This window comes from Sphingomonas sp. Ant20 (assembly GCF_000783375.1).
In the GTDB taxonomy this organism is placed as follows: domain Bacteria; phylum Pseudomonadota; class Alphaproteobacteria; order Sphingomonadales; family Sphingomonadaceae; genus Sphingomonas; species Sphingomonas aerolata.
The window spans coordinates 82,455-103,062 of the sequence record NZ_JRVI01000014.1 but is presented as its reverse complement, the minus strand read 5'-3'; the positions used below and the strand labels follow the sequence as shown (position 1 = coordinate 103,062).

Sequence of the window (20,608 nt, the reverse complement as noted above, 5' to 3'; positions counted from 1 at the left end):
CGCGAAGCCCCCCGCGCTGACCCGGCCGCTGCCGATCGGCGACGGCGCCGCACTGATCCGCCGCCGGCCCGATATTCGTCAGGCCGAACGCGCACTGGCCGCGGCGACCGCGCGGATCGGCATCGCCACCGCCGACCTGTATCCGCAGGTCAGCCTGGGGGGATCCGCCGGGTTCACCGGTCCGATCTCGACGCTGGGATCCACCAGCGCGTTTCACCTGGGGCTCGGCCCGCTCATCAGCTGGAGCTTTCCGAACCGCCCGGTCGTCCGCGCACGAATCGCGCAGGCCGGCGCTTCGGCGGATCAGGCACTGGCGCAGTTCGATTCGACGATGCTGGAGGCGTTGCGCGAAACCGAGACCGCGCTGTCGGCCTATGCGCGCGAAGGCGACCGCAACGCCGCACTGTCGCGGGCGCAGGCGAGCGCTGCGACCGCCGCCGGCCAGGCGGGCACGCTCTATCGCTTTGGCCGAACCGATTTCCTGTCGCTGCTGACCGCGCAGGCGGCGCTGACCACGGCCCAGGCCAACCTCGCCGCGTCCGACGCATTGTTGATCGATCGTCAGGTCGATGTCTTCAGGGCGCTGGGCGGCGGGTGGCAGGCATGAGGCTTCGCCGGCGGGGGCTCGCCGCGATCAACAGCGAAGTCCGCGACGGCATCGTCCCGGCCGCCGACACGATCGCCCGGGTCCCGCGCGACGCCGGAGCGCCTGCGCACACGCCGAGCAACTACCGCGTCACCGCGCTGATCATCGCCTGTGCGCTGTTCATGGAGCAGATGGATTCCACCGTGCTCGCGACGGCATTGCCGACCATGGCGCGCGATTTCGGCGTGCCCGCGACGAGCATGGGATCGGCACTCACCTCCTATCTGCTGGCGCTGGCGATCTTCATCCCTGCGAGCGGGCGGCTCGCCGACCGGTTCGGATCGCGCACCGTGTTCCGGGCCGCGATCCTGATCTTCGTCGGCGGTTCGATCCTGTGCGGGCAGGCGACCAGCCTGTCGTTCATGATGGGCGCGCGGTTCCTGCAAGGTCTGGGCGGCGCAATGATGATCCCGATCGGGCGTCTCGTCCTGCTTCGCAGCGTGGCCAAGGAAGACATGGTGCAGGCCATGTCGTGGCTGATCATGCCCGCGCTGATCGGTCCGATCCTCGGGCCGCCGGTCGGGGCGCGATCGTCACCTATCTGGACTGGCGGTGGATCTTCTACCTCAATATCCCGATCGGCATGCTCGGCGTGGTGCTCGTCACCCGCTATATCGGTGATGTCCGCGAGGATCGCCCGGCACGCTTCGACGTCCCCGGCTTCATCCTGTCGGGCGTGTCGCTCGGCTGCCTGTTGTTCGGGTTCGAGATGACCAGCCGCACGGGCGAACTGACGCAGGCCGTCGGGCTCATCGCGATCGGCTTGGTCGCGGGTGTGGGCTATATCCGCCATGCCAGACGCCGCAGCGATCCGATCCTCGACCTGTCGCTGATGCGGATCCCGACCTTCCGCCTGTCGGTGATCGGCGGATCGCTGACGCGGATCACGCAAGGCGCCCAGCCGTTCCTGTTGCCGATGATGCTCCAGCTCGGGTTCGGCATGACCGCGGCGGCGAGCGGCGCCATCACGATCGCCGGGGCGATCGGTTCGCTGATGATGAAGAGCCTCGCCCCCCGCGTGCTGCGACGGTTCGGATTCCGCAACAGCCTGATCGTCGGCGGCCTGTGTTCGAGCGGCGGCTATGCGGTGTGCGGGCTATTCCGCCCCGACTGGCCCATCCCCGTCATCTTCGGCGTCCTGATGCTCTCGGGCTTCTTCATGTCGTTCCAGTTCTCCGCCTACAACACGATCGCCTATGACGAGATTCCATCGTCACGGATGAGCAGCGCGACCAGTTTCTACGCGACGTTCCAGCAGCTCATGCTCTCGCTCGGCATCTGCGTCGGCGCGGCCGCGTTGCATGTCGGCATGCTCGGATCGGGCACGACACGTCCGGTGCTCGCCGATTTCACCCTCGCCTTCCTGGTCGTGACGGCGGTGTCGGCGGCCGCGACGATCTGGAACCGCCGCTTTGCCGTCGATGCCGGATCCGATCTCAGCGGTCACCGGCAGACGCCTGCGCGACCCGGGATGGCCGCGGGTCGATAACCCCTCCCGGCACACCGGCGCGGCGATCAGCCCCGGAGGCGTTCCGCGAGAAAGTCGACGAACACCCGGACACGCGCCGGCGTGTTGCTACCGCCGACGAAGAGCGCGTGGATATGTTCGACATCGCCCGGATTATACGCCTCGAAGAGCGGGACGAGACGGCCCGCGGCGATATCGTCGACGACGCTGAACGCACCGACGCGCGCTATCCCGACGCCCGCGGCGGCCAGTTGCCCCAATGTTTCGCCATTATTGGCTTCGATATTGCCGGTCACGACGAGCGCCATGTCTACCCCATCGACACGGAACGGCCAGACCGGTTCGACCCGCCGGAAGTTGAAGTTCAGGCAGTTGTGCCGGTGCAGCTCCTCAGGCCGGGTCGGGGTACCACGCCGCGCCAGATAGTCGGGGGCCGCGACGATCACCCGCCGGCTCTCGCCGAGCTTCCGGGCGGTCAACAGGCTGTCGACCAGCGGACCGAAGCGGATCGCGACGTCCGCCTGCCCCGCCGCAACGTCGACGATCGTGTCGGTCAACGCGATATCGACGAGGATATGTGGATAGGCCTCGGCAAATGCACCGAGCAGCGGAACGACGCACAGCCGCCCATGCGACAGCGCGGCACTGATCCGCAGCCGTCCCCGGGGCGCGCCCTGATCGGCAATCTGCTGTTCGGCATCATCGAGGTCGGCCAGGATCCGACGCGCCGTCTGGAGATAGGCCTGTCCTTCGGCCGTCGGGGTCAGCGCACGGGTCGACCGCAGGAGCAGCCGGACGCCGAGCCGAGCCTCGATCCGGTCGATCGCCCGCGCCACCGCGGACGGCGTCAGTCCGAGCACGCGCCCTGCCCCCGAGAAACTGCCCTCGCGCATCACCGCCGCGAAGATCTCGAGCGCGCGGGCCCGATCCGCCCCCATTCCCGTCTTTGCGTTCAAGTCAAAGGTCCTTCGTCACATCGCCCCCTAATAACGCCCCGCGCGTTGCCCTATTTATGCCTCGAAATCGAAGCCGAGTTAAGTCGCGATCGGGATCATCGGGGCTGCAGATCCAGCCATGCCTGCCGCCCAATCGTCAGCGAGAGGGTTACGCCCGGCTAAGTCCGTCGACGGTCCGAACCGCCCAAGTCATCAGGAATACAGCGATGAAATTGAACCCCGGGCTTCTGGCCCTGTCCGTCGGCGCGTTCGGCATCGGCGTGACCGAATTCGCCCCCATGGGGCTGCTCCCCGTCATCGCCGGCGATCTCGGCGTCTCGATCCCGACCGCGGGCCTGCTGATCAGCGCCTATGCGATGGGCGTGGTCATCGGCGCGCCGCTGATGACGCTGACAACCGGGCGCGTGCCGCGGCGGACGCTGCTGATCATGCTGGCGGGCATCTTCACGATCGGCAACCTGCTGGCCGCCGTGTCCACGGGCTACGGCATGCTGATGGCCGCGCGGATCCTGACGTCGTTCAACCACGGCGCGTTCTTCGGGGTCGGGGCGATCGTCGCCGCCAGCCTTGTGCCGCCCGAACGCCGGGCCGGCGCGGTCGCGGCGATGTTCATGGGGCTGACCATCGCCAACGTCGTCGGCGTCCCGCTCGCGACATGGGCAGGCGATCACCTCGGCTGGCGCACATCGTTCTGGGGTATTTCGGTGCTGGGCTTCGCGACGATGGCGGCGCTTCGGCTGACGCTTCCCGCCTTGCCCGCGCCGATCGGTACGGACCCGAGGCTGAACTGAGCGTCCTCACGCGCGGGCCGGTGCTGGGTGCGCTCGGCCTGACGGTCGTTGGCGCCAGCGCGATGTTCACCGTCTTCACCTATATCACGCCGATCCTGCGCGAGGTGACGCAGGCGTCGCTCGGCTATGTCACCGCGATGCTGGTGACCTACGGCGTCGGCCTGACGGTCGGCAACTGGCTCGGCGGGCGGTTCGCCGATCGCTCGGTCGACCGGACACTGATCGTGACGCTCGCGCTGCTCACCGCGATCCTGGTCGCCTTCGCCGTGCTGATGCCATTCAAGGTCCCGACCGCGATCCTCATCTTCCTGTGGGGCGTCGCCAGCTTCGCGCTCGTCCCCCCGCTTCAGGTCCGCGTCATGCACGCCGCCGCCGACGCGCCGAACCTCGCCTCGGCGATGAACATCGGTGCGTTCAACCTGGGCAACGCGATCGGCGCGGCGGTTGGCGGCGGCGTCATTGCGGCAGGCCTCGGCTATCCGGTCGTCGCGCTTGCGGGTGCCGGGGCGTCAGCGCTGGGACTGGTCGCGGTCCTGATCGGCGTCCGCCGCCGCGCGACAGCCCCCGCGCCGTCGGCTATTTCCCCCGGCTGTCGAGCGTCTGCGCCGGCAGATGCACGGTGACCGTCTGCGCGATGCTCGCCGCCGAGTCGGCCAGCATGACCTGATAGTCGCCCTCCGCGATCTTCCACGTCGCGGTCGCCGTGTCGAAGGTCGCGAGCAGGCGCGGGTCGATCATCGTCGCTACCGACTGGCTCGCCCCCGGTGCCAGATCGACCTTCTTGAACGCGCCGAGCCGTTTGGGCGCTTCCCAGCCTGGCGCCGCAACATAGACCTGGGCGACGGTCTTGCCTGCGACAGACCCGGTATTGCGGACTGCGAACGTCGCGGCGATGCCCTTCCCCTTTGCTTCGGCCTTCAGACCGTCGAGCGCGAACCGGGTATAGGACAGGCCGTAGCCGAACGGGAACAACGGCTTGCGGCCAGTCTTGTCGAACCACTTATAGCCGATGGCGGCGCCTTCGATGTCGTAATTGCCCATCGGATGCGCGTCACGGTCGAGCTTAGGGTCGCCTTCCAGCACCGGGCGGGGCAGCTGCGACAGCGACGCGGGGAAGGTCGCGGGAAGCCGACCCGACGGATTGACCTCGCCGGTCAGGATACGGGCAATCGCTTCGCCGCCCGCCGTGCCCGGATACCAGGCCTCGATCACCGCGTTGACCTTCGACAGCCACGGCATCACGACCGGCCCGCCCGTCTCGAGCACCACGACGGTCTTGCGGTTGGCGCGGGCGACCGCGTCGATCAGCGCATTCTGCGCATCGTGCAACGCCAGGTCGGGGACGTCGATCGACTCGCCCGTCCACTGTTCGCCAAAGACGATCACGATATCGGCCTTGCGCGCCGCAGCCGCAGCCGCGCGCGGATCCTTGCCGTCGAGATAGGTGACGCGAGCACCGGTTCTGGCCTGCAGCGCAGTCATGGGCGACGATGCGTGATAGGTCTTGGGGCCGGGAAAGCCCTTGTTGAACTCGTCCGGCACGATCAGGCCGCTGGTCGGCGCGTTGTGAGAATAGACCTGCGACGATCCGCCGCCCGACAACACGCCGACATCGGCATGCGCACCGATGAGCAGGATCGACTTCGCCGTTTTCGCCAGGGGCAGCAGATTGGCGTCGTTCTTCAGCAGGACGATGCCCTCCTCGGCATCGCTGCGCGTGACCGCCGCGTGCGCGGTAAAGTCGATCGTCGCCGCACGATCGCCGCGGACCGGCGCGTCGAATGCGCCCACCGAGAACATCCCCCACAGCACGCGTCGGGCCATGTCGTCCGCGCGCGTCGTGCTGACATGGCCGTTATTGACCGCTTCGCGCAGCGCTTCGGAGAAATATGGCGACCGATCGAACGCCCAGCCCGATTGCTGGTCGAGCCCGGCATTGGCGGCTTCCGTCGTCGAATGGGCAGCTCCCCAGTCCGACATCACATAGCCCTTGAAGCCCCAGTCCCTCTTCAGGACCGTGTTCAGCAGCCAGTCGTTCTCGCACGCATAGTGACCGTTGACGCGGTTGTACGAGCACATCACCGAACCCGGCTGACCGATCTCGTTGGCGATCTGGAACGCCAGCAGATCCGACTGGCGCGCCGCCTGTTCGCCGATGCGGTGATCGATCGTGAAGCGGTTGGTTTCCTGCCCGTTGAACGCGTAATGTTTCATCGTCGAGACGACATGCTCGGACTGGATTCCCTTGATCGCATGCCCGGTCATGACGCCCGCGAGGAGCGGGTCCTCGCCGCCATATTCGAAATTGCGGCCGTTACGGGGTTCGCGCAGCAGGTTCATGCCGCCGGCCAGCTGCACGTTGAAGCCTGACAGGAACGCCTCGTTGCCGATCATCGCGCCACCGGCTTCGGCGAGCGTCGGGTTCCACGTCGCCGCGGTCAATATCCCCGATGGCAACGACGTCCGCAGCCGCGGGGTGGCGCTGCGCTGGCTGGCGACACCGACCCCCGCATCGGTCTGCCACTGGCTCGGGATACCCAGCCGCGCGATGCCCGGAACGATCCCCGCGGATCCCGGCAAGCCGTCCTTCGGAAATTCCCAGTTCTTGGTCGGCGTCTTGAGCCAGGCGGCATCGGTCGAAAAATAGCCGAAGGTCAGCTGCAGCTTCTCGTCGAGCGTCATCTCCTTGAGGATGAGATCGGCGCGGACGGACGGATCGAGACTCGTATCCATCCACGGCCGCGCGACCGGCGCATCGGTCTTCGCCGCCGCCGCCGCGGGCGCGTTGTTCGTCGTTTGCGCCAGCGCGGGCGAAACCCCGATTACACCGACTAGCACCGCGCTGCGCAGCAAGACGTTCAGGAGCGATCGGGTACCGCGCGTCATCATCACATTTCTCTCTCTACATGCCGTCTCTGGACGGCCGGCGCATGCCGTCCCTCCTGGTCTCGTTTCGCCCGATCTAGCCCGGCATTCGTTGCGGCGTCCAGATGTCCGCCGCGACTGTTCAGGCCCGAAGGGATTTCGCGTCCGTGCCCCCTCGCGCGGCCATCAACGCGGGCGCTGCACCGTGATCGCCTTGCCCGCATAGGTCACCGTCGCATCGGCGGTATCGGCGTCGGTCACCGGCTTGCCGGGCGTGATCCAGCGCACGTTGATCGTGCGGGATGTCGCCATGCCCTTGAAGCCCTTGCCCTCGCGCGCACCGAGCGACAGCGTGCCCGCTGCATCGTCATACCGCATCGGAATGCGCGCAAACGCACCGCCGCGATATTGCTCGCTGCGACCGTCATCCTCGTACAGGCTGAACTGTCCGCTGGCGCCGGTATAGACGGTCACCGTCACGGGTGCGTCGGGCAGGTCATCGACATGCTGGCGGACAGGCCCCATCGGTACGATCGCCCCCGCCTTCACGAACAGCGGCATGCGTGTGTAGAGCGCGGGCGCGTCAATCGTCTGGCCGCCGCGATACGTCTGGCCGGACTGGAAATCATACCAAAGCGTCGCCGCGCCCGGCAGATAGACCGACCGCGACCGAGCCTTGTAGTCGGTGACCGGCGCGACCAGAAACGCATGGCCGAACATATACTGGTCGTTGATCCGGCGCGCCTTCACGTCGTCGGGATAATCCATCACCATGCCCCGCATGATGCTGCCGTCCTTGAACCACGTCTCCGCGGCGAGCGTGTAGATATAGGGCATCAGACGATAGCGCAGCTGATCATACCATAGCATCGACGCGCGCATCGGCGTGCCTTCGGGCGCGATCTCGTAGATCTCGCGGTACGGGCTCTCGCCATGGCTGCGGAACAACGGGCTGAACGCGCCGAACTGGAACCAGCGCAGGTTGAGCTCGCGCCATTCGTCGAGATCGGCAGGCTTGGGCGTCTTGCTCGCATAGCGATCCTCGAGCGCGAAGCCGCCGATATCGTGCGTCCAGTTGGGTATGCCCGACATCGACGCATTGACGCCCGCGGACACCTGCGCGCGCAGGTCATACCAGCGGCTGGCGACATCGCCCGACCAGATCGCGGCCCCCTCGCGCTGCAGTCCGCCAAAGCCCGAACGGGTCAGGATGAACGGCCGGACATCGGGCTTGTACTGGCGCCAGCCGTCATAGACCGCCCCGGCATGGACCAGCGAGAAGCTGTTGAAGAATTCCTCCGCCGGCCCGCGCGCGGTCGGCCCCATCGCGGCGATCCGCTCGGGGATCGACAGGTTCGAATGGATGTCCGGCTCCGACGCATCGAGCCACCAGGCGTCGATGCCGAACTTTGCCAGGCTGTCGCGCATCTGCCGCCAGAAGATCGTCCGTGCCTCGGGCGCATAGGGATCATAGTCGGTATTGGCATAGCCGGGCCCGACCCAGTCCTTGTTCGCCATCTTCAGATTGCCGTCATAGACGAAACCCTTAGCCGCCAGCTCCTTGTAATTGTCGGTGGTCGGGTAGAATTTCGGCCAGACGGAGATCATGAAGTTCGCGTTAAGATCGTGGAGCTGGTCGACCATCTTCTGCGGCTCCGGAAAGCGCGTCTTGTCGAACTGATGGCTGCCCCAGGCGTTTTCGGGCCAGTAGAACCAGTCCTGGACGATGTTGTCGAGCGGGATGCGGAGGTCGCGATACTTGCGGACCACGTCGACGACCTCGTCCTGCGTGTTGTAGCGCTGGCGCGACTGCCAGAAGCCATAGGCCCATTTGGGCATCATGACGGCCTTGCCGGTCAGCTTGCGATAGCCCGCAATCACGTCGTCCATGTCGCTGCCGGGCACGTACCAGTAATTGACCGACCGCGCGACGTCGCTGGTGAACCAAGCCGAGTGGCGATCGGCCTGGGGCAGCGGGTCATTGTGGAGCAGCGCGATATATCCGGCGTTCGGATCCCATTCGATGCGGATCTCCGCCGCCTTGCCCCTGGTCATCGGCAGGTCGAAATTGGCGTACCAGGGATTCCAGTTCTGCCGCCAGCGGTTGAGCACCTCGCGCCCGTCGACGAACACCTTGAAATAGCTCGAGCCGTAGAGCTGGAATTTATGGTCGCCCGTCTGGTCGGGCGTGACGCGGCCGGTCCATACGACCCGCTGCGTCTGGGCTGCATTGCCTGCCGTATTCTGGCCGCCGGTAGCCGCCACCGTGCGCGCCTTGGCCGCCTCGGGCCAGTTCGCCTGATCCTTGATATACTGATAGTTGATCGTGGCTTCCTGGCGCGTGACCGCCAGCTTGCCGTCGAGATAATAGTTCGCGGTGAAGCCCGGCTTGCCGTTGCTCGTCACGCGCAGGCCCGTGTCGGTTCCCGCGCCGACCAGGTCATAAGGCTTGGGATTGCCGAACCGGGTGATCCCGTCATTGTCCCACAGGATGCCGTACTTGCCGGTCGAAACCAGGAAGGGCACGGCGATGTCCATGTTATGCTGCGCGAGTTCGACGTCCTCGCCGTTATAATCCATCTGCGCGTTCTGGTGCTGGCCAAGTCCGTAAAAGGCTTCGCTGGTACCGCGATTGAACTGCTGCGACGCCGTGACATATTGCCGCCCGTCGACCGTCTTCGGCAGGAAGCGGCGTGTATTGGCCTCGTCGAGCACCGTCTTGCCGGTGGCGTCGAGGAACCGGACATGCCCGGTCGCCAGGTCGACGTCCGCCGTATCCCGCGCCGTCTTGATGAGGACATGCCCTGCCCGCTCCGTCACCGTATACGCGCCCGCCTTTGGGGGGCTCGGCACCATCAGGCTCGTGGTGCGGGTCACGCCGATCGAACTCGTCGGGGCGGCGACGACGTGGATGATCCCGTCGCCGTGAACCGTGACCTCTACGCGCGCGGTCGCGCCGCCTGCGGGGGTCACGGCAATGCCGCCGTCGATCTTCTCGTATTCGCCGGGTGCAGCGGCGTGCGCGGAGGCGATCGCGCTGCTCGCCAGCAACAGGGTCAGGAATGGCTTGGTCATCTTACTCTCCAACAGTGCCGACGCCGCCAGCGGCGCGTCGATCGATAATGTTTCAGCGATATGCGCCCATCGTGACCCGGAGCAGCACGGGCTCGATCAGGTTGATCCCGTAGTCAGTCTGGTCGCCGTTCCAGATCCGGTCGCGCACCCAGACACTGTCCCGAAAATGCCCCTCCTCGACGCGCAGGATGAGGCCGTTTGCAGGGCCGCCCGGTCGCGCGCCGAAGTTGAGCCGGACATGGTCGCCCGCGACCAGGAAGACATTGGCGGACACGTGCGCGATCGCCGCGCCGCCGACGGGCTCGTTGCCCCATGGCGCGGGCTCGGTCTTGATCCAGGTCCAGTCCTTCTGACCGAACTGCCATTCGCCCCAGGTCGCAGCGATCGTCCAGTCGCCCATCACGGTCGACCGGGGCGTATTGTCGTCGGGTTTGAAAACGCCCCAGGTCGGACGCTCGAACGCGATCTTCGCCCACTCACGCGCCATGCCGGCGAACAGGGCATAGGGCTTGGCGATCGCGTCGAGCGTCGCCTCGTCCAGAGACCGGGCGCCGAGCGGATAGTTGACGTAGCCGGTATCATCCATCCCGAACGGCGCGTAGCCGATCGCGCCACGACCCAGCGCCCCGTAGAAATAGCGCGCGAATTCGCGGGCATTGCCGATTTCGGGAACCATCAGTGCATTGTCGGGCCGCGCATATTTATCGAGATATTGCGCGACGTTCTCGCTCGCACGGTCATAGATGTCTGGCGCGGCGAAATCGATCGACGGCGCTGCGGCCTTCCAGATATCGAGCACGTCCTGCTGCGGCCCGCCACTGGCGACGCCGGTCGGGTCGGGCACATTGGAAGGTCCGGCCAGCGATGCGTTGACGTACATCGGGATCGACTTGACCGTCTTGCCCGCCGCAGCGATCTCGTCGACATATCGTGCCGTGTGCCAGGTGTTGAACGCACGGTCGGCCTGCGCGCCAAACAATGCGGTCCAGCTTCCGGCAGGCTTGCCGAGCTTGCGCGTCAGCGCCGCGGGCACGGGCTTCGCGAACAGCGCGTTCGCCGCCGGGCTATAGTCGCGCGGGACGCGGTAGCTGCCGACCTCGTTTTCGGGCTGGACGAGGATGACCGTGTTCTGCGGATCATGCGCCTTGAGATAGCCGATCAGGCGTACAAAGGCGCGCTTGTCGGCCTCGAGCGTCGACCGGGCGACCGGCGTATGGACGGAGTGATCCTGCCCCGTCTTGTCCTTCATCCGGGGAAAGCGGCGATTGTCGAGCTTGACCCAGTCGGGCGTGTAGCCCGGCGCGGTATTCTTCCACGTTCCGAACCAGAGCAGGACGACCCGCTTGTCATGCGTGCGCGCCTCATCGAGCAGCGTCTGGACGAACGAGAAATCGAACTGCCCCTCGATCGGTTCGATCTGTTGCCAGGCAACGGGAATCTCGACGGTGTTCGCATGGATCCGCTCGAGCATCGGCCAGACCTTCGGCAGCGCGGAGGCGTAGTTGCTCGAGTTATTGACCTGCGCGCCGAGCATCAGGAAGGGCGCGCCGTCGACAATGAGAGCATGACGTCCGGCCTTCGTCTCGACGTGCGGCACCGGCGTCGCCTGTTGCGCATGTGCGGCGGTCACCAGCGCGGACATCGTCCAAGCAAGCAGCAGAGCCTGTCGTTTCATCGTCATCCCCTCAGCTCTTCTTGTTCCGGGCGACCGGATCGCCATAGACGACGCCGCGGCCGTCGGTGCCGATATAGACGCGGCCAAAGATCCGCGGATCGCCGCTGATCACGCGAAAGCGCAGTCCCCATTGATGCCGGTCGTCGTTGATCCGATGCCACGTCGTCGCCCCATCAATCGATCGCCACACCGCATCCTGTCCGGCCTGCTGGCCGATCGCGTAAAGTGCCGGCCAGCGGGCGCCGGCTGCCGCCTTGCCCAGACCGAATTGCGCGACGCGCAACCCTGCCCCGACCCGCGCCCAATGCACGCCGCCATCGACCGAGCGATACAGGTCGCCGCCAAGGTTGAGCCACAGCAGGCCCGCCGTGCCCGGCGTCGCTAGCAGCGGACTCTGCGCCTCCCGGTTGCGGCCCTGCGCGCTCGAAAGGTCAGCGGGGAGGCCCTGTGCAGCGACGGGCGTGAAATGCGCGCCGCCGTCCGTGCTGCGCAACACGCGGTTGTTCAGCGTGTCGACGACGTAGAAGCGGGATGGGTCGACCTTGTCGGCGACCGGCCGATGCCCCGCCGGAAGACCCTGGATCCGGACCCAGGTCTGCCCGCGATCGCGGGTCAGGACTGGATGTTCGGTCTCGACGATAAACGCCGCACCGTCTGCCGAGACGATGATCGGCGCATCGCCGGTCCGTTCGGACGCGCCCCTGCCGGGCGTGACGAGGGGTCGCCAGCTCCGGGCCCCATCCTGCGACCAGGCCAGGCTCGCGCCCGCGACCTCGCGACTATGGCTGCTGCCACTGCGGACGACCACCGCCGGCGCCAGTCCCGCATAATCGAGCGTGTTGGTGTTGGTCAGATAGGGGTTACGGTGGCTGTTGGGCGGTGAAACCGTCAGATCGTCGTGACGGAATCCCGCAATATCGCCGAACCCCGAGATCAACGGTGCGCCCCCCGTCGGGCTGATCAGCGTGATGATCGCGGTCTGCTCGATACCCCGTGTCCAGGGCTTCCACGGCATGGCACCGGGTCGGTCGAAAGCGCGTGTCTCGTACAGCGTCGCGCCGGTCACATAGGCGGCGTGGCCCGGGTCGAACGGATCGATCGCAAGCCCGGCGATCCAGTGCCCGAAATCCGCCGGGCCATCGAACGCAAGGAACGGGGTCTGCGTCACATCGCGCGTGCTGCGCTGGTAGAGCTGGTCCCAATGCGCACCCGCGTCGCTCGATCGCCAGACGGTGTCGACGGGGCGATAGCGATTGACGGTACTGACGGCGATGACGCGCGGATCCTGCGCCGACACCGCCACGCCCATATAGCCTCCCGCCGGCGCATCCGGGCGCTTGTCGGGGGTCACGTCCGTCCACGCATTGGTCGCGGGATCATATCGCCAGACACCGCCTCGCGTGATCCCGTTCGGCCCGATCGCGTTGGAAAAACGTCATCGTCAGGACGCCGTCCGCGCCGAGCACGGCCTTCACCGCGCGCATGCTGTCATCAGGCCCTCCGGACACGGTGCGCCACGACGCACCACCGTCATCGGACCGGAACAGATGCGCGCCGGGGTCCGCCTGGCCGACGAAGATCCGCCCGCGATGCGCGCGATCGAACAGGACGAAACTCAGCCCGCCATGCGTTGCGCGGGGCTGTACCGGTTTGCCGAGCCCCCCAACCGGAAAGCTGTCGACCTTTCGCCAATGCGCACCCGAATCGTCGCTTCGCGACAGGCCGTCATGGCGTGACCCGAACATCAGCGTCGCCGGGCGATGCGGGTCGATCGCAAGCCGTTCGCCAAGGCCGCGGCCATCCTCGTTGCCGCCCATCGAGAACGGTACCGGCGTGATCCGCCACCGCGCGCCACGGTCGTCCGATCGCCAGATCGCCGCTTCGCCCCGCGCCGACATGCCCGCCGCGAGATACACGATATCCGCATCGACCGGATCCGCGGCGATGCTCTCGATCCCCATATAGCTGCTGACGGCATTACCATCCTGCAACGGCAGCCAGGCACGCTCGGCCGCGTCCCAGCGATAGGCGCCGCCCATGTCGGTACGCAGATAGGCGAGCCCACGCTCGACGGTGCTGAAGATGATGCCGGGCGCGAAGCCGCCGCCACCGACCCGCACGTTGCGCCACGCATAGGGCGCACGAGCCGGAGAAACCTTGGCGTGCGACGCGGCGGGACGGGAATGCGCCGACAGGGCGAGCAACGCGATCGCGCTCGTCAAGACCACCCTCTTCCCCACCAGTCCCGTCCCCTCTAGCCTCGCAACCGATAAGCTCCGGTCGCGTCGCGCCGCTGTATTGCCTAATCCGATAGCGGTAACAAGGTTTGTATGATAAATTGCGGTAATTATATAATTGCGCCTGCCGAGGGCGCCGTAGGACACAGGAAAGGATCCACCGCATGGCGATGAAACACTGGCTCTTGCCAATGATACTTGTTGTGTTGCCAATCACCGTCGCCGCGCAGACGAGTGACGCAGACACGCCCTATGCCAGCGATCCGGTGGGTATCGTCGCCGACCCCTGCCCGCAACATCCAGCACCGGCCGATTCAGCCGGCTGGGCAGCGTGGAAACGGCATATGCTGACCCGCGACTTTGGCCAGTTGTGCCGTTACGCTGCGGATAATCGCGGACTCGCCGGCAAGACGGTCCGCGTCGTGTTCATGGGCGATTCGATCACCGACAACTGGATCCATGCCGACGCCGCATTGTTCTCGAACGGCGTGGTCGATCGCGGGATCAGCGGGCAGACGACCCCGCAGATGCTCGTCCGGTTCCGCAGCGATGTCATCGCGCTCAAACCGCGGGCAGTCCACATCATGGCCGGGACCAACGACATCGCCGGCAACACCGGCGCCGCGACGATCGAGACTGTCGAAGGCAATATCCGGAGCATGGCCGAACTCGCGCGCGCGCACGGGATCAAGGTGATCCTCGCCTCGGTTCCCCCCGCCGCCGCCTTTCCCTGGAGCCCCGACAAACGCCCGGTCCCGCAGATCGCCGCGCTCAACGACTGGCTGCGCGGCTTTGCCAAAGCCAATGGCTTCACCTATGTCGATTATCACGCCGCACTTTCGACGCCGGCGGGGGCGATGAAGCCCGGCTACGCAACCGACGGCGTCCACCCGACCCCGCAGGCTATGCCGCCATGCGCCCCCTCGCGACCGCGGCGATCGCCAAAGCGCTCGGCAGGTGACATTGGGGATTTCTGATCCCAGCGCATACAACCCGGCCGGAGGTTCACCGTGGCGAACCTCCGACCGGTGGCGCCAAGTGCGCGTGTCATGATCAAGCAATGATGCGTTGCAGAGGCTCTCCATCCTCAGCCTCACTCCAATGCTGGCACCAAATCAGGCGTCCGGGCTTTGGAACTGCTTACATCGGAATGACGCGCTGAGCCCGTCGCGCTCGCGGTTTCCAGAAGCACTTCCACGGCTGCATCGCTGATACGCCTAGCCGTTTCGAGCGCGGCGGCTGGGGTAAGCACAAAGTCCACGTCTGCAGGGCCGCGTACATGGACGACGGACCCTTCTGGGCTAGCATCGCTCGGCTCGTTGCCTGACGTCATACTGAGGCTTTCCCCGGGCTTGTTCGTCACCCAATCCCTTGCCTGAACGATCGACGTAAAAATCCGTGTATTTGGGTCGGGAATGCGTCCGGCTTGCAAATCTGCAAATCCCAACGACGACACGACGGCGGTTCTGTCCGCGTTGAGATGTCCAAGTCGCGCAACCATTGCGCGCAGCGCCTTGGTGACAAGAAGATCCCTGGGCACCGTGGCTCTGATTTCGATAATCAGCGATGTCGGCCGCCCCGAGACCAGAAGCCGTTTCAGCTCTTGCCGAAATGCCGGCTCAAACGTCGCCACCGTCGCGGCTGTCCAAACGCCTTTCTGGGTGACCGTCAGAAGCGGTATCGCAGGCTCTAGCTCGAAACAAAACATTGGTCACTCCCCCAGATAAGCGGGAGCACTCCAGCGTCTCTCAGCCAACGGAACGCCGTTGATGGTAGCTTTCGTAGACTTAAGTTAGGAAGTTCGCACCAACAATCTATATCCTTTGAGTCAGCCGCCCCCGTTCCGCCTCATACGGCAGGAGAGCTTCCCGACTGGTCCGGTAATCCGAAGCGCACCCGGAAGGCCCGCAGCGGAAAGCCTGGATGCCCAGAGCCGCAATATTTCAAGGGAACAATGTCCACATGGCTAGAATCTATCTCGCGTTTCTTGCGTCGGCAATGTCCGGTTTAAATGAGCTCGTCTGACGGCGGTAAAAGCAAAAATTGGCTACTTTGTGGGCCTTCTACTTTTCTGACTACCTTACGGACTAAGGACGCTAAACCGGGATATCGTTGATTGAAAAGCATCGGCCTATAGATACTCAACGAACTCGCAGCTTAGCTAATTCGCGAGGATATTTTATAGATCGGATTTAGCGCCTCGTTGATCAATTCCGATCAGGCGTGTCTGTTGTCGGATGCATAAGCCGCGCCCGCGCTGGACCGGTACGCATCGAATCTCTATATTGACGATGCGCCAGCTTCTGATCGGATGAAGCCATGGTCTTGTTGACCCTATCTCATCTCGTGAATGTTATCGTTGTGACGGTCATTCCAGCGTTGATCGCGCGCGACGTGCCCGCGATGACTGTGTGCTACGGCGTCGACAGTGCTGCGCGGCGTATCCTTGCATGCCTTTACGCGACCATCGCAATGGCCAGCGCCGTCGCGCTGATCGGTCAGGCTTCGGGCAATACGACGCTGTCGATCGCCATCGCCGGCGTCTTGTTTCCGATGCAGATAACCTACAAGCTGATGACCATACCCGCGGTCGGCTGGCGCAATCCGGTGGTAAAGAGCAACCTGGCCATCGCTCTGCTGCACACGGCAACCTTAGCTACGATTTGACACGAGCGCTTCTTGGACGCGCGAGGAGATAGCATTTCAAACGGCAGCTACCAGGATCGTCGCCGGGCGCCTGACCGCAAACATGTCAGGCCATCAGCAGCCTCGCCTTTCTGTACGTTAGTCTGATGTTCGCCGAGGGAGGACAGTGGAACGGCGGCTTTCGGGACGGCGGCCGGCAATAGCCGACATCGCGGCGATGCCTCTTCAAAAAAGATACAATATTGAGAAAGCCTTAGCAACGAGGCGCAGTTAACGGCTCTCTAGCTCGCCCTCGAAGTCATGATGGCCGAAGCGCGGGTGCGGTTCCTTACGCCCCACTCGCACAGGGGCAGCAGAGCCTCGATCAGCGTCATGCCAAACGGCGTGACGGTGTAATCGACCTTGGGCGGCACTTCGCCATAATCGTGACGAACCACTACGCCTGCCGAAGCGAGTTCACGCAATTGCTGGATCAGCACCTTTTCGCTGATACCGGCAACCGCCCGCTTGAGATCGCCGAACCGCCTCGGACCCGAGCTGAGATGGTACAGGATCAGCGGCTTCCACTTGCCGCCCATGATGGCCAGCGCGACATCAAGGCCACAGTCACTTGCAGCGTCAGATCGGGGAACGTTCATCAAGCCTCTTTGACACTTACCTTTAGGTAGGTTCTACCCGCAGTACCAGTGCCGGTCCATATCCCGGAAACGTGCGCGACGGGATCGATCATCTTTTCCGTCGCCACAATGGAGCTTGGACATGACCGACACCCCGACCATCCTGATCTATGCAACATATCGCATCCAGCTCAGCGACGTGGAGGCGTTCCGGGATATCGCTTCGCGCATGGGGAGCGCAGCCAGACTCCGGGACGGCTGTGTATTTCTCGACATTACGGAGGAAGTAGGTGCCGCCGGCACGTTCCGCCTGATTGAAGCCTGGCGAGATCAGGCGGCGTTGACGCGCACCTCTCCACGCCCGATTTTAAAGCGGTATTCGAAGAAGCCGGGAAACTCGGCATTATCGACCGTCAGGCGGACGCCTATTCAATTTCGGGCAGAGCGGCGTTTGATATGCCGTCCTGAGCTGAAAGAACGCGGCATCCGCGTGAACGTCGTCTCGTCCGGGAGGCACTGAAACACGTCTTATCCGGTACTATTTTGACGCAACGCCGGGAGCTGACGAAGAGCTGATCACAGGCGTTCCACTCCGGCGCCTGGGGCGGCTTGAACTTGTCGCGAGTGCCGTCCTGTTGCTGGCGTCGAGCGAGAGCGGCAAGGGCGCTACGCGAGACTTGGGGGATTCTCCACAACGAGATTACGCGGCAGGCCCCGCCCCCACGGCGAGGCCTGCCGAGGATCAGAACTGCCCGCGAACGCCTAGGCTGATGCGGCTGCCCGAGGATTCGTAGATTGCCGGAAAGGACGGATCCATCGTGTAGCCGGTCGTCTTCGCGTTCCCGACGTTGATGCCCTGCAGCTCGACACGGACGTTGCGCGTCACTTGATAGCTGGCGGCGACGTCGAACTGGCCATAGGCATCGCGGTAGACCGGATACATGTTGCGCTCGATCCGCTCCACATAGGCACCCTTGCGGTTGTACGAGACGCGCAGCGACAGCGGTCCCTTGTCGTAGAAGACCGTGGCATTGTAGGTCTTGTCGGCAAGGCCGATCGGCGAGGTATCGATGCCGAGGTCGGACTGCCCCGTCAGCGAACTGTTGAGGAAGGTGGCGTTGGCGTTGACGCCGAAGCCGTCCGCCCAGTCCGCGACCATGCCGAACGGGATCACTGCGTTCACCTCGACGCCGCTGACCTTGTACGCGCCCTTGGCGTTGACGGGCTGGTAGACGTCGAAGTCATAGACGCCGTTGACCGTGCCGTTGGCATTGTAGACCGTCACGCCGGGTACCTCACCGGTCAACTGGCTCTGCACCACACCCTTGATCTTCTTCCAGAAATAGGACGCTGCCAGAATACCGCCGCGCGGGAGATACTGCTCGAGGCCGACTTCCCACTGATCGGCAAGCGTAGGCTTCAGGCCGGGATTGCCGTCGGTGTACCGGAAATTGCCGATGCTCGCGATCCGCTTATACGCCAGATCGGTCAACGCCGGGCGGATCAGCGTCTTCGACGCGGCAGCGCGCAGGAACAGGCTGTCGGTCAGCTCGGCATGCGCGTTGAACGAGGGCAGGAATTTCTCATATTTGCCGTCGCTTGACACCGGCGCGGGGGTCAGGCCGATCGAGCCGCTCGGGTTCTGGACCTGCTGGAACCCTTCCGAATTGATCGTGGTGCGCAGATAGCGGCCACCCAGATTGACGAAGAGCGGCACGGCCACGTCGAACTCGAAATCGACCATCGCATAGCCGGCGATCGTCTCTTCCTTGACCTTGTAATAGTTCGCATCGCTGAACGGCGTGACGAACCCGTCGGGCCGGAAGAAGTCGCGCGCATAGGCGTTCGAGACCTGCGCCCAGCTCAGGTCGCGTGCCTGGTAGTTTTTCCCGCCGACGATGTCGGTGACGGTCTCGAGCGGGCTGTCGCCCAGCTTGCGGGTGTTGACATAGGCAGTGCTGCCGCGGGTCGGACCCTGGATCTTCTCCTCGCCATATTGACGCTCGTTGGTCTTGTCGGTGTAGCGACCACCGAAATTGAAGCGCTTGAGCACCGACGAGTCAAACTGGTAGCTCAGATCGATCTGAGCGGCATATTTGTCGTCCTTGATCTGTTCGCGCGTGGTCTCATAGGCTTCGAACAGATACGAATTCGGCGCATCGTACATGTCGATCGTCTTCGGATTGGCGCTCGGGATCGTTTCGCCGCCATTCTCGGTATAGCGCGTGCGCGAGGGCGCATAGGCGACGTGCTTCAGATTGGCATAGTCGAGCGTCTTCCTGGCGCCGGAATAGCCACCCAGTGCATTGATCTTCCAGTTGCCCGTCGTCCAGTTCATCTCCCCGCCGAACTGCCGATAGTCGGTCTCGTTGATATATTCCTTGCTCAGGAATTCATGCTGTGTGTTGGTGTAGGAGACGTCGCGCAGCACGACGATGCCGCTATCCGCGAGCGTCTTGGCATCAAATTCGTGGATCGTCTCGAGCGTCGAATTGCTCGATGCCGAATAGCCGGCAGCGTCATATTCGTCCTCGGTCGTGTCGTATGATCCGAGAAAGGCGTCGAACGCCAGGCTGAAATCATCACTCGGCTTGTACTGCACCGAGCCCGACAGCCCGAGGCGGTCCTGATCGTTCTGATAGACGCGGTCGCCGACCTTATCGAGGAAGACGATTCTGTTCTTGTTGGCTTCGGTGAACGTCACGCCAGCGTCGCGCTGCAATACCGCGATCGCCTGGTTGCGGTAGACGGTGTTGGCACGATCGGTCCAGCGCGCGATCGGGCGGAAGTTGATACCCGAGTTGGAATCGGTGCGGTTTGTGCGCTGCTGCTTGGCGACCGAGACCAGCACGCCAAAATCGCCAAAGGTCTTGCTGGCGAGAAACGAGAAGTTGGGATCGAACTTTTCGGAGATCGAATTATACGCGCCATCAACGCTGCCGACCACGCGAAGCCCGGGGTTGTCGAACGGCCGCGCGGTACGGATCAGCACGGAGCCGGCGATGCCGCCCTCCTCGTCCGCCGCCACCGGCGACTTCTGCACGGTGACCGACTGGATCAGTTCGGACGCGAAGATGTCGAACTCGACGTCGCGGCCGCCCGAGCCCGAGGCGGTCGCCAGCTTGTTGATGGACACGAAGGTGAATTCGCTCGGCAGGCCGCGGACGTTGACGCGTGTGCCGAGGCCGCGTTCGCGTTCGATCGTCACGCCGGGCACGCGCTGCAGCGCTTCGGAGAGATTTTGCTCGGGGAAGTCGGCGATATCGGTGGCGATGATCGAGTCCGAAAAGCCGATCGTGTTGCGCTTCATGTCGATCGCTTCTTCGAGGCTGCGGCGATACCCGGAGACGAGGATCTCGTCGCCCGTATCGGCCTCCTGGCTGACGGGCGCCGCGACGGTTTGGGCAGCGGCCGGCGCCACGGACAGTGCTGCGGTCGCGGCTCCCAGGAGCAGGGACGCCATGCGGTCGACATGCTTCAAATTACGGATCATTGTTCGGTTTCCCCCGGTGCTGATATGCCAGTGACACCTCGCGAGGTGATCGCTGGACGTGCGACGTCGCGCCCCGAACGCGTTTTCGTTCGAGATCATGGTATATTTCACTTAATGGAACGGCAGTCCGCCTGCGGTG

General features: G+C 64.5%; 12 protein-coding genes and 3 pseudogenes. 6 read left to right on the top strand and 9 right to left on the bottom strand.

The annotated features are described in order from the left end of the window. A partial coding sequence (locus NI18_RS04015; RefSeq protein ID WP_037528282.1) for a TolC family protein occupies nucleotides 1-607 on the top strand: 607 nt, incomplete at its 5' end. Further along, nucleotides 604-2,135, top strand: a pseudogene (locus NI18_RS04010) (MFS transporter). The gene NI18_RS04015 and the pseudogene NI18_RS04010, both read left to right, overlap by 4 nt. 26 nt (nucleotides 2,136-2,161) lie before the next feature. Here the strand turns inward: NI18_RS04010 and NI18_RS04005 are convergent. Next, a complete protein-coding gene (locus NI18_RS04005; RefSeq protein ID WP_128082072.1) occupies nucleotides 2,162-3,052 on the bottom strand; it encodes a LysR family transcriptional regulator in 891 nt (296 codons plus the stop codon). Nucleotides 3,053-3,276: 224 nt separating this feature from the next. Between NI18_RS04005 and NI18_RS04000 the strand changes: the two are divergent. After that, nucleotides 3,277-4,484 (top strand): annotated as a pseudogene (locus NI18_RS04000) (MFS transporter). Here the strand turns inward: NI18_RS04000 and NI18_RS03995 are convergent. The 5 genes from NI18_RS03995 to NI18_RS26450 form a co-directional block, all read right to left on the bottom strand. Continuing rightward, nucleotides 4,438-6,747: a glycoside hydrolase family 3 C-terminal domain-containing protein gene (locus NI18_RS03995; RefSeq protein WP_037528331.1), complete on the bottom strand. Its 2,310-nt coding sequence runs from the start codon at nucleotides 6,745-6,747 to the stop codon at nucleotides 4,438-4,440. The pseudogene NI18_RS04000 and the gene NI18_RS03995 sit on opposite strands and share 47 nt — an antisense overlap. Nucleotides 6,748-6,912: 165 nt before the next feature. Next, on the bottom strand, nucleotides 6,913-9,801 hold the full coding sequence (locus NI18_RS03990; RefSeq protein ID WP_037528329.1) for a TIM-barrel domain-containing protein: 2,889 nt from the start codon (nucleotides 9,799-9,801) through the stop codon (nucleotides 6,913-6,915). 52 nt (nucleotides 9,802-9,853) lie between these two features. Next, nucleotides 9,854-11,443, bottom strand: a complete 1,590-nt coding sequence (locus tag NI18_RS03985; protein WP_037528327.1) for a DUF5597 domain-containing protein — start codon at nucleotides 11,441-11,443, stop codon at nucleotides 9,854-9,856. Between the two features lie 43 nt (nucleotides 11,444-11,486). Beyond that, nucleotides 11,487-12,827: a hypothetical protein gene (locus tag NI18_RS26455; RefSeq protein ID WP_052148973.1), complete on the bottom strand. Its 1,341-nt coding sequence runs from the start codon at nucleotides 12,825-12,827 to the stop codon at nucleotides 11,487-11,489. Between the two features lie 25 nt (nucleotides 12,828-12,852). Beyond that, nucleotides 12,853-13,698: a hypothetical protein gene (locus tag NI18_RS26450; protein WP_306286229.1), complete on the bottom strand. Its 846-nt coding sequence runs from the start codon at nucleotides 13,696-13,698 to the stop codon at nucleotides 12,853-12,855. A gap of 206 nt (nucleotides 13,699-13,904) precedes the next feature. Between NI18_RS26450 and NI18_RS03975 the strand changes: the two are divergent. Next, nucleotides 13,905-14,674, top strand: a pseudogene (locus tag NI18_RS03975) (SGNH/GDSL hydrolase family protein). A gap of 132 nt (nucleotides 14,675-14,806) precedes the next feature. On the opposite strand, the gene NI18_RS03970 reads toward NI18_RS03975, so the two are convergent. After that, a complete protein-coding gene (locus NI18_RS03970; RefSeq protein WP_037528278.1) occupies nucleotides 14,807-15,421 on the bottom strand; it encodes a hypothetical protein in 615 nt (204 codons plus the stop codon). A 611-nt stretch (nucleotides 15,422-16,032) separates the two neighbouring features. Between NI18_RS03970 and NI18_RS03965 the strand changes: the two genes are divergently transcribed. Next, nucleotides 16,033-16,380 carry a hypothetical protein gene (locus NI18_RS03965; protein ID WP_128082071.1) on the top strand — a complete coding sequence of 116 codons (348 nt, stop codon included), beginning with the start codon at nucleotides 16,033-16,035 and terminating at the stop codon, nucleotides 16,378-16,380. Between the two features lie 260 nt (nucleotides 16,381-16,640). Here the strand turns inward: NI18_RS03965 and NI18_RS03960 are convergent, their stop codons facing one another. Then, nucleotides 16,641-16,937: a helix-turn-helix domain-containing protein gene (locus tag NI18_RS03960; RefSeq protein WP_306286228.1), complete on the bottom strand. Its 297-nt coding sequence runs from the start codon at nucleotides 16,935-16,937 to the stop codon at nucleotides 16,641-16,643. Nucleotides 16,938-17,118: 181 nt separating this feature from the next. On the opposite strand from NI18_RS03960, the gene NI18_RS03955 reads away from it, so the two are divergent. Next, nucleotides 17,119-17,496 (top strand): antibiotic biosynthesis monooxygenase, encoded by a 378-nt coding sequence (locus NI18_RS03955; RefSeq protein ID WP_037528270.1) that lies wholly within the window; start codon nucleotides 17,119-17,121, stop codon nucleotides 17,494-17,496. Nucleotides 17,497-17,718: 222 nt separating this feature from the next. Here the strand turns inward: NI18_RS03955 and NI18_RS03950 are convergent, their stop codons facing one another. After that, complete coding sequence (locus NI18_RS03950; protein WP_306286227.1) at nucleotides 17,719-20,439, bottom strand: TonB-dependent receptor; 2,721 nt, start codon at nucleotides 20,437-20,439, stop codon at nucleotides 17,719-17,721. Nucleotides 20,440-20,608: the final 169 nt, after the last annotated feature.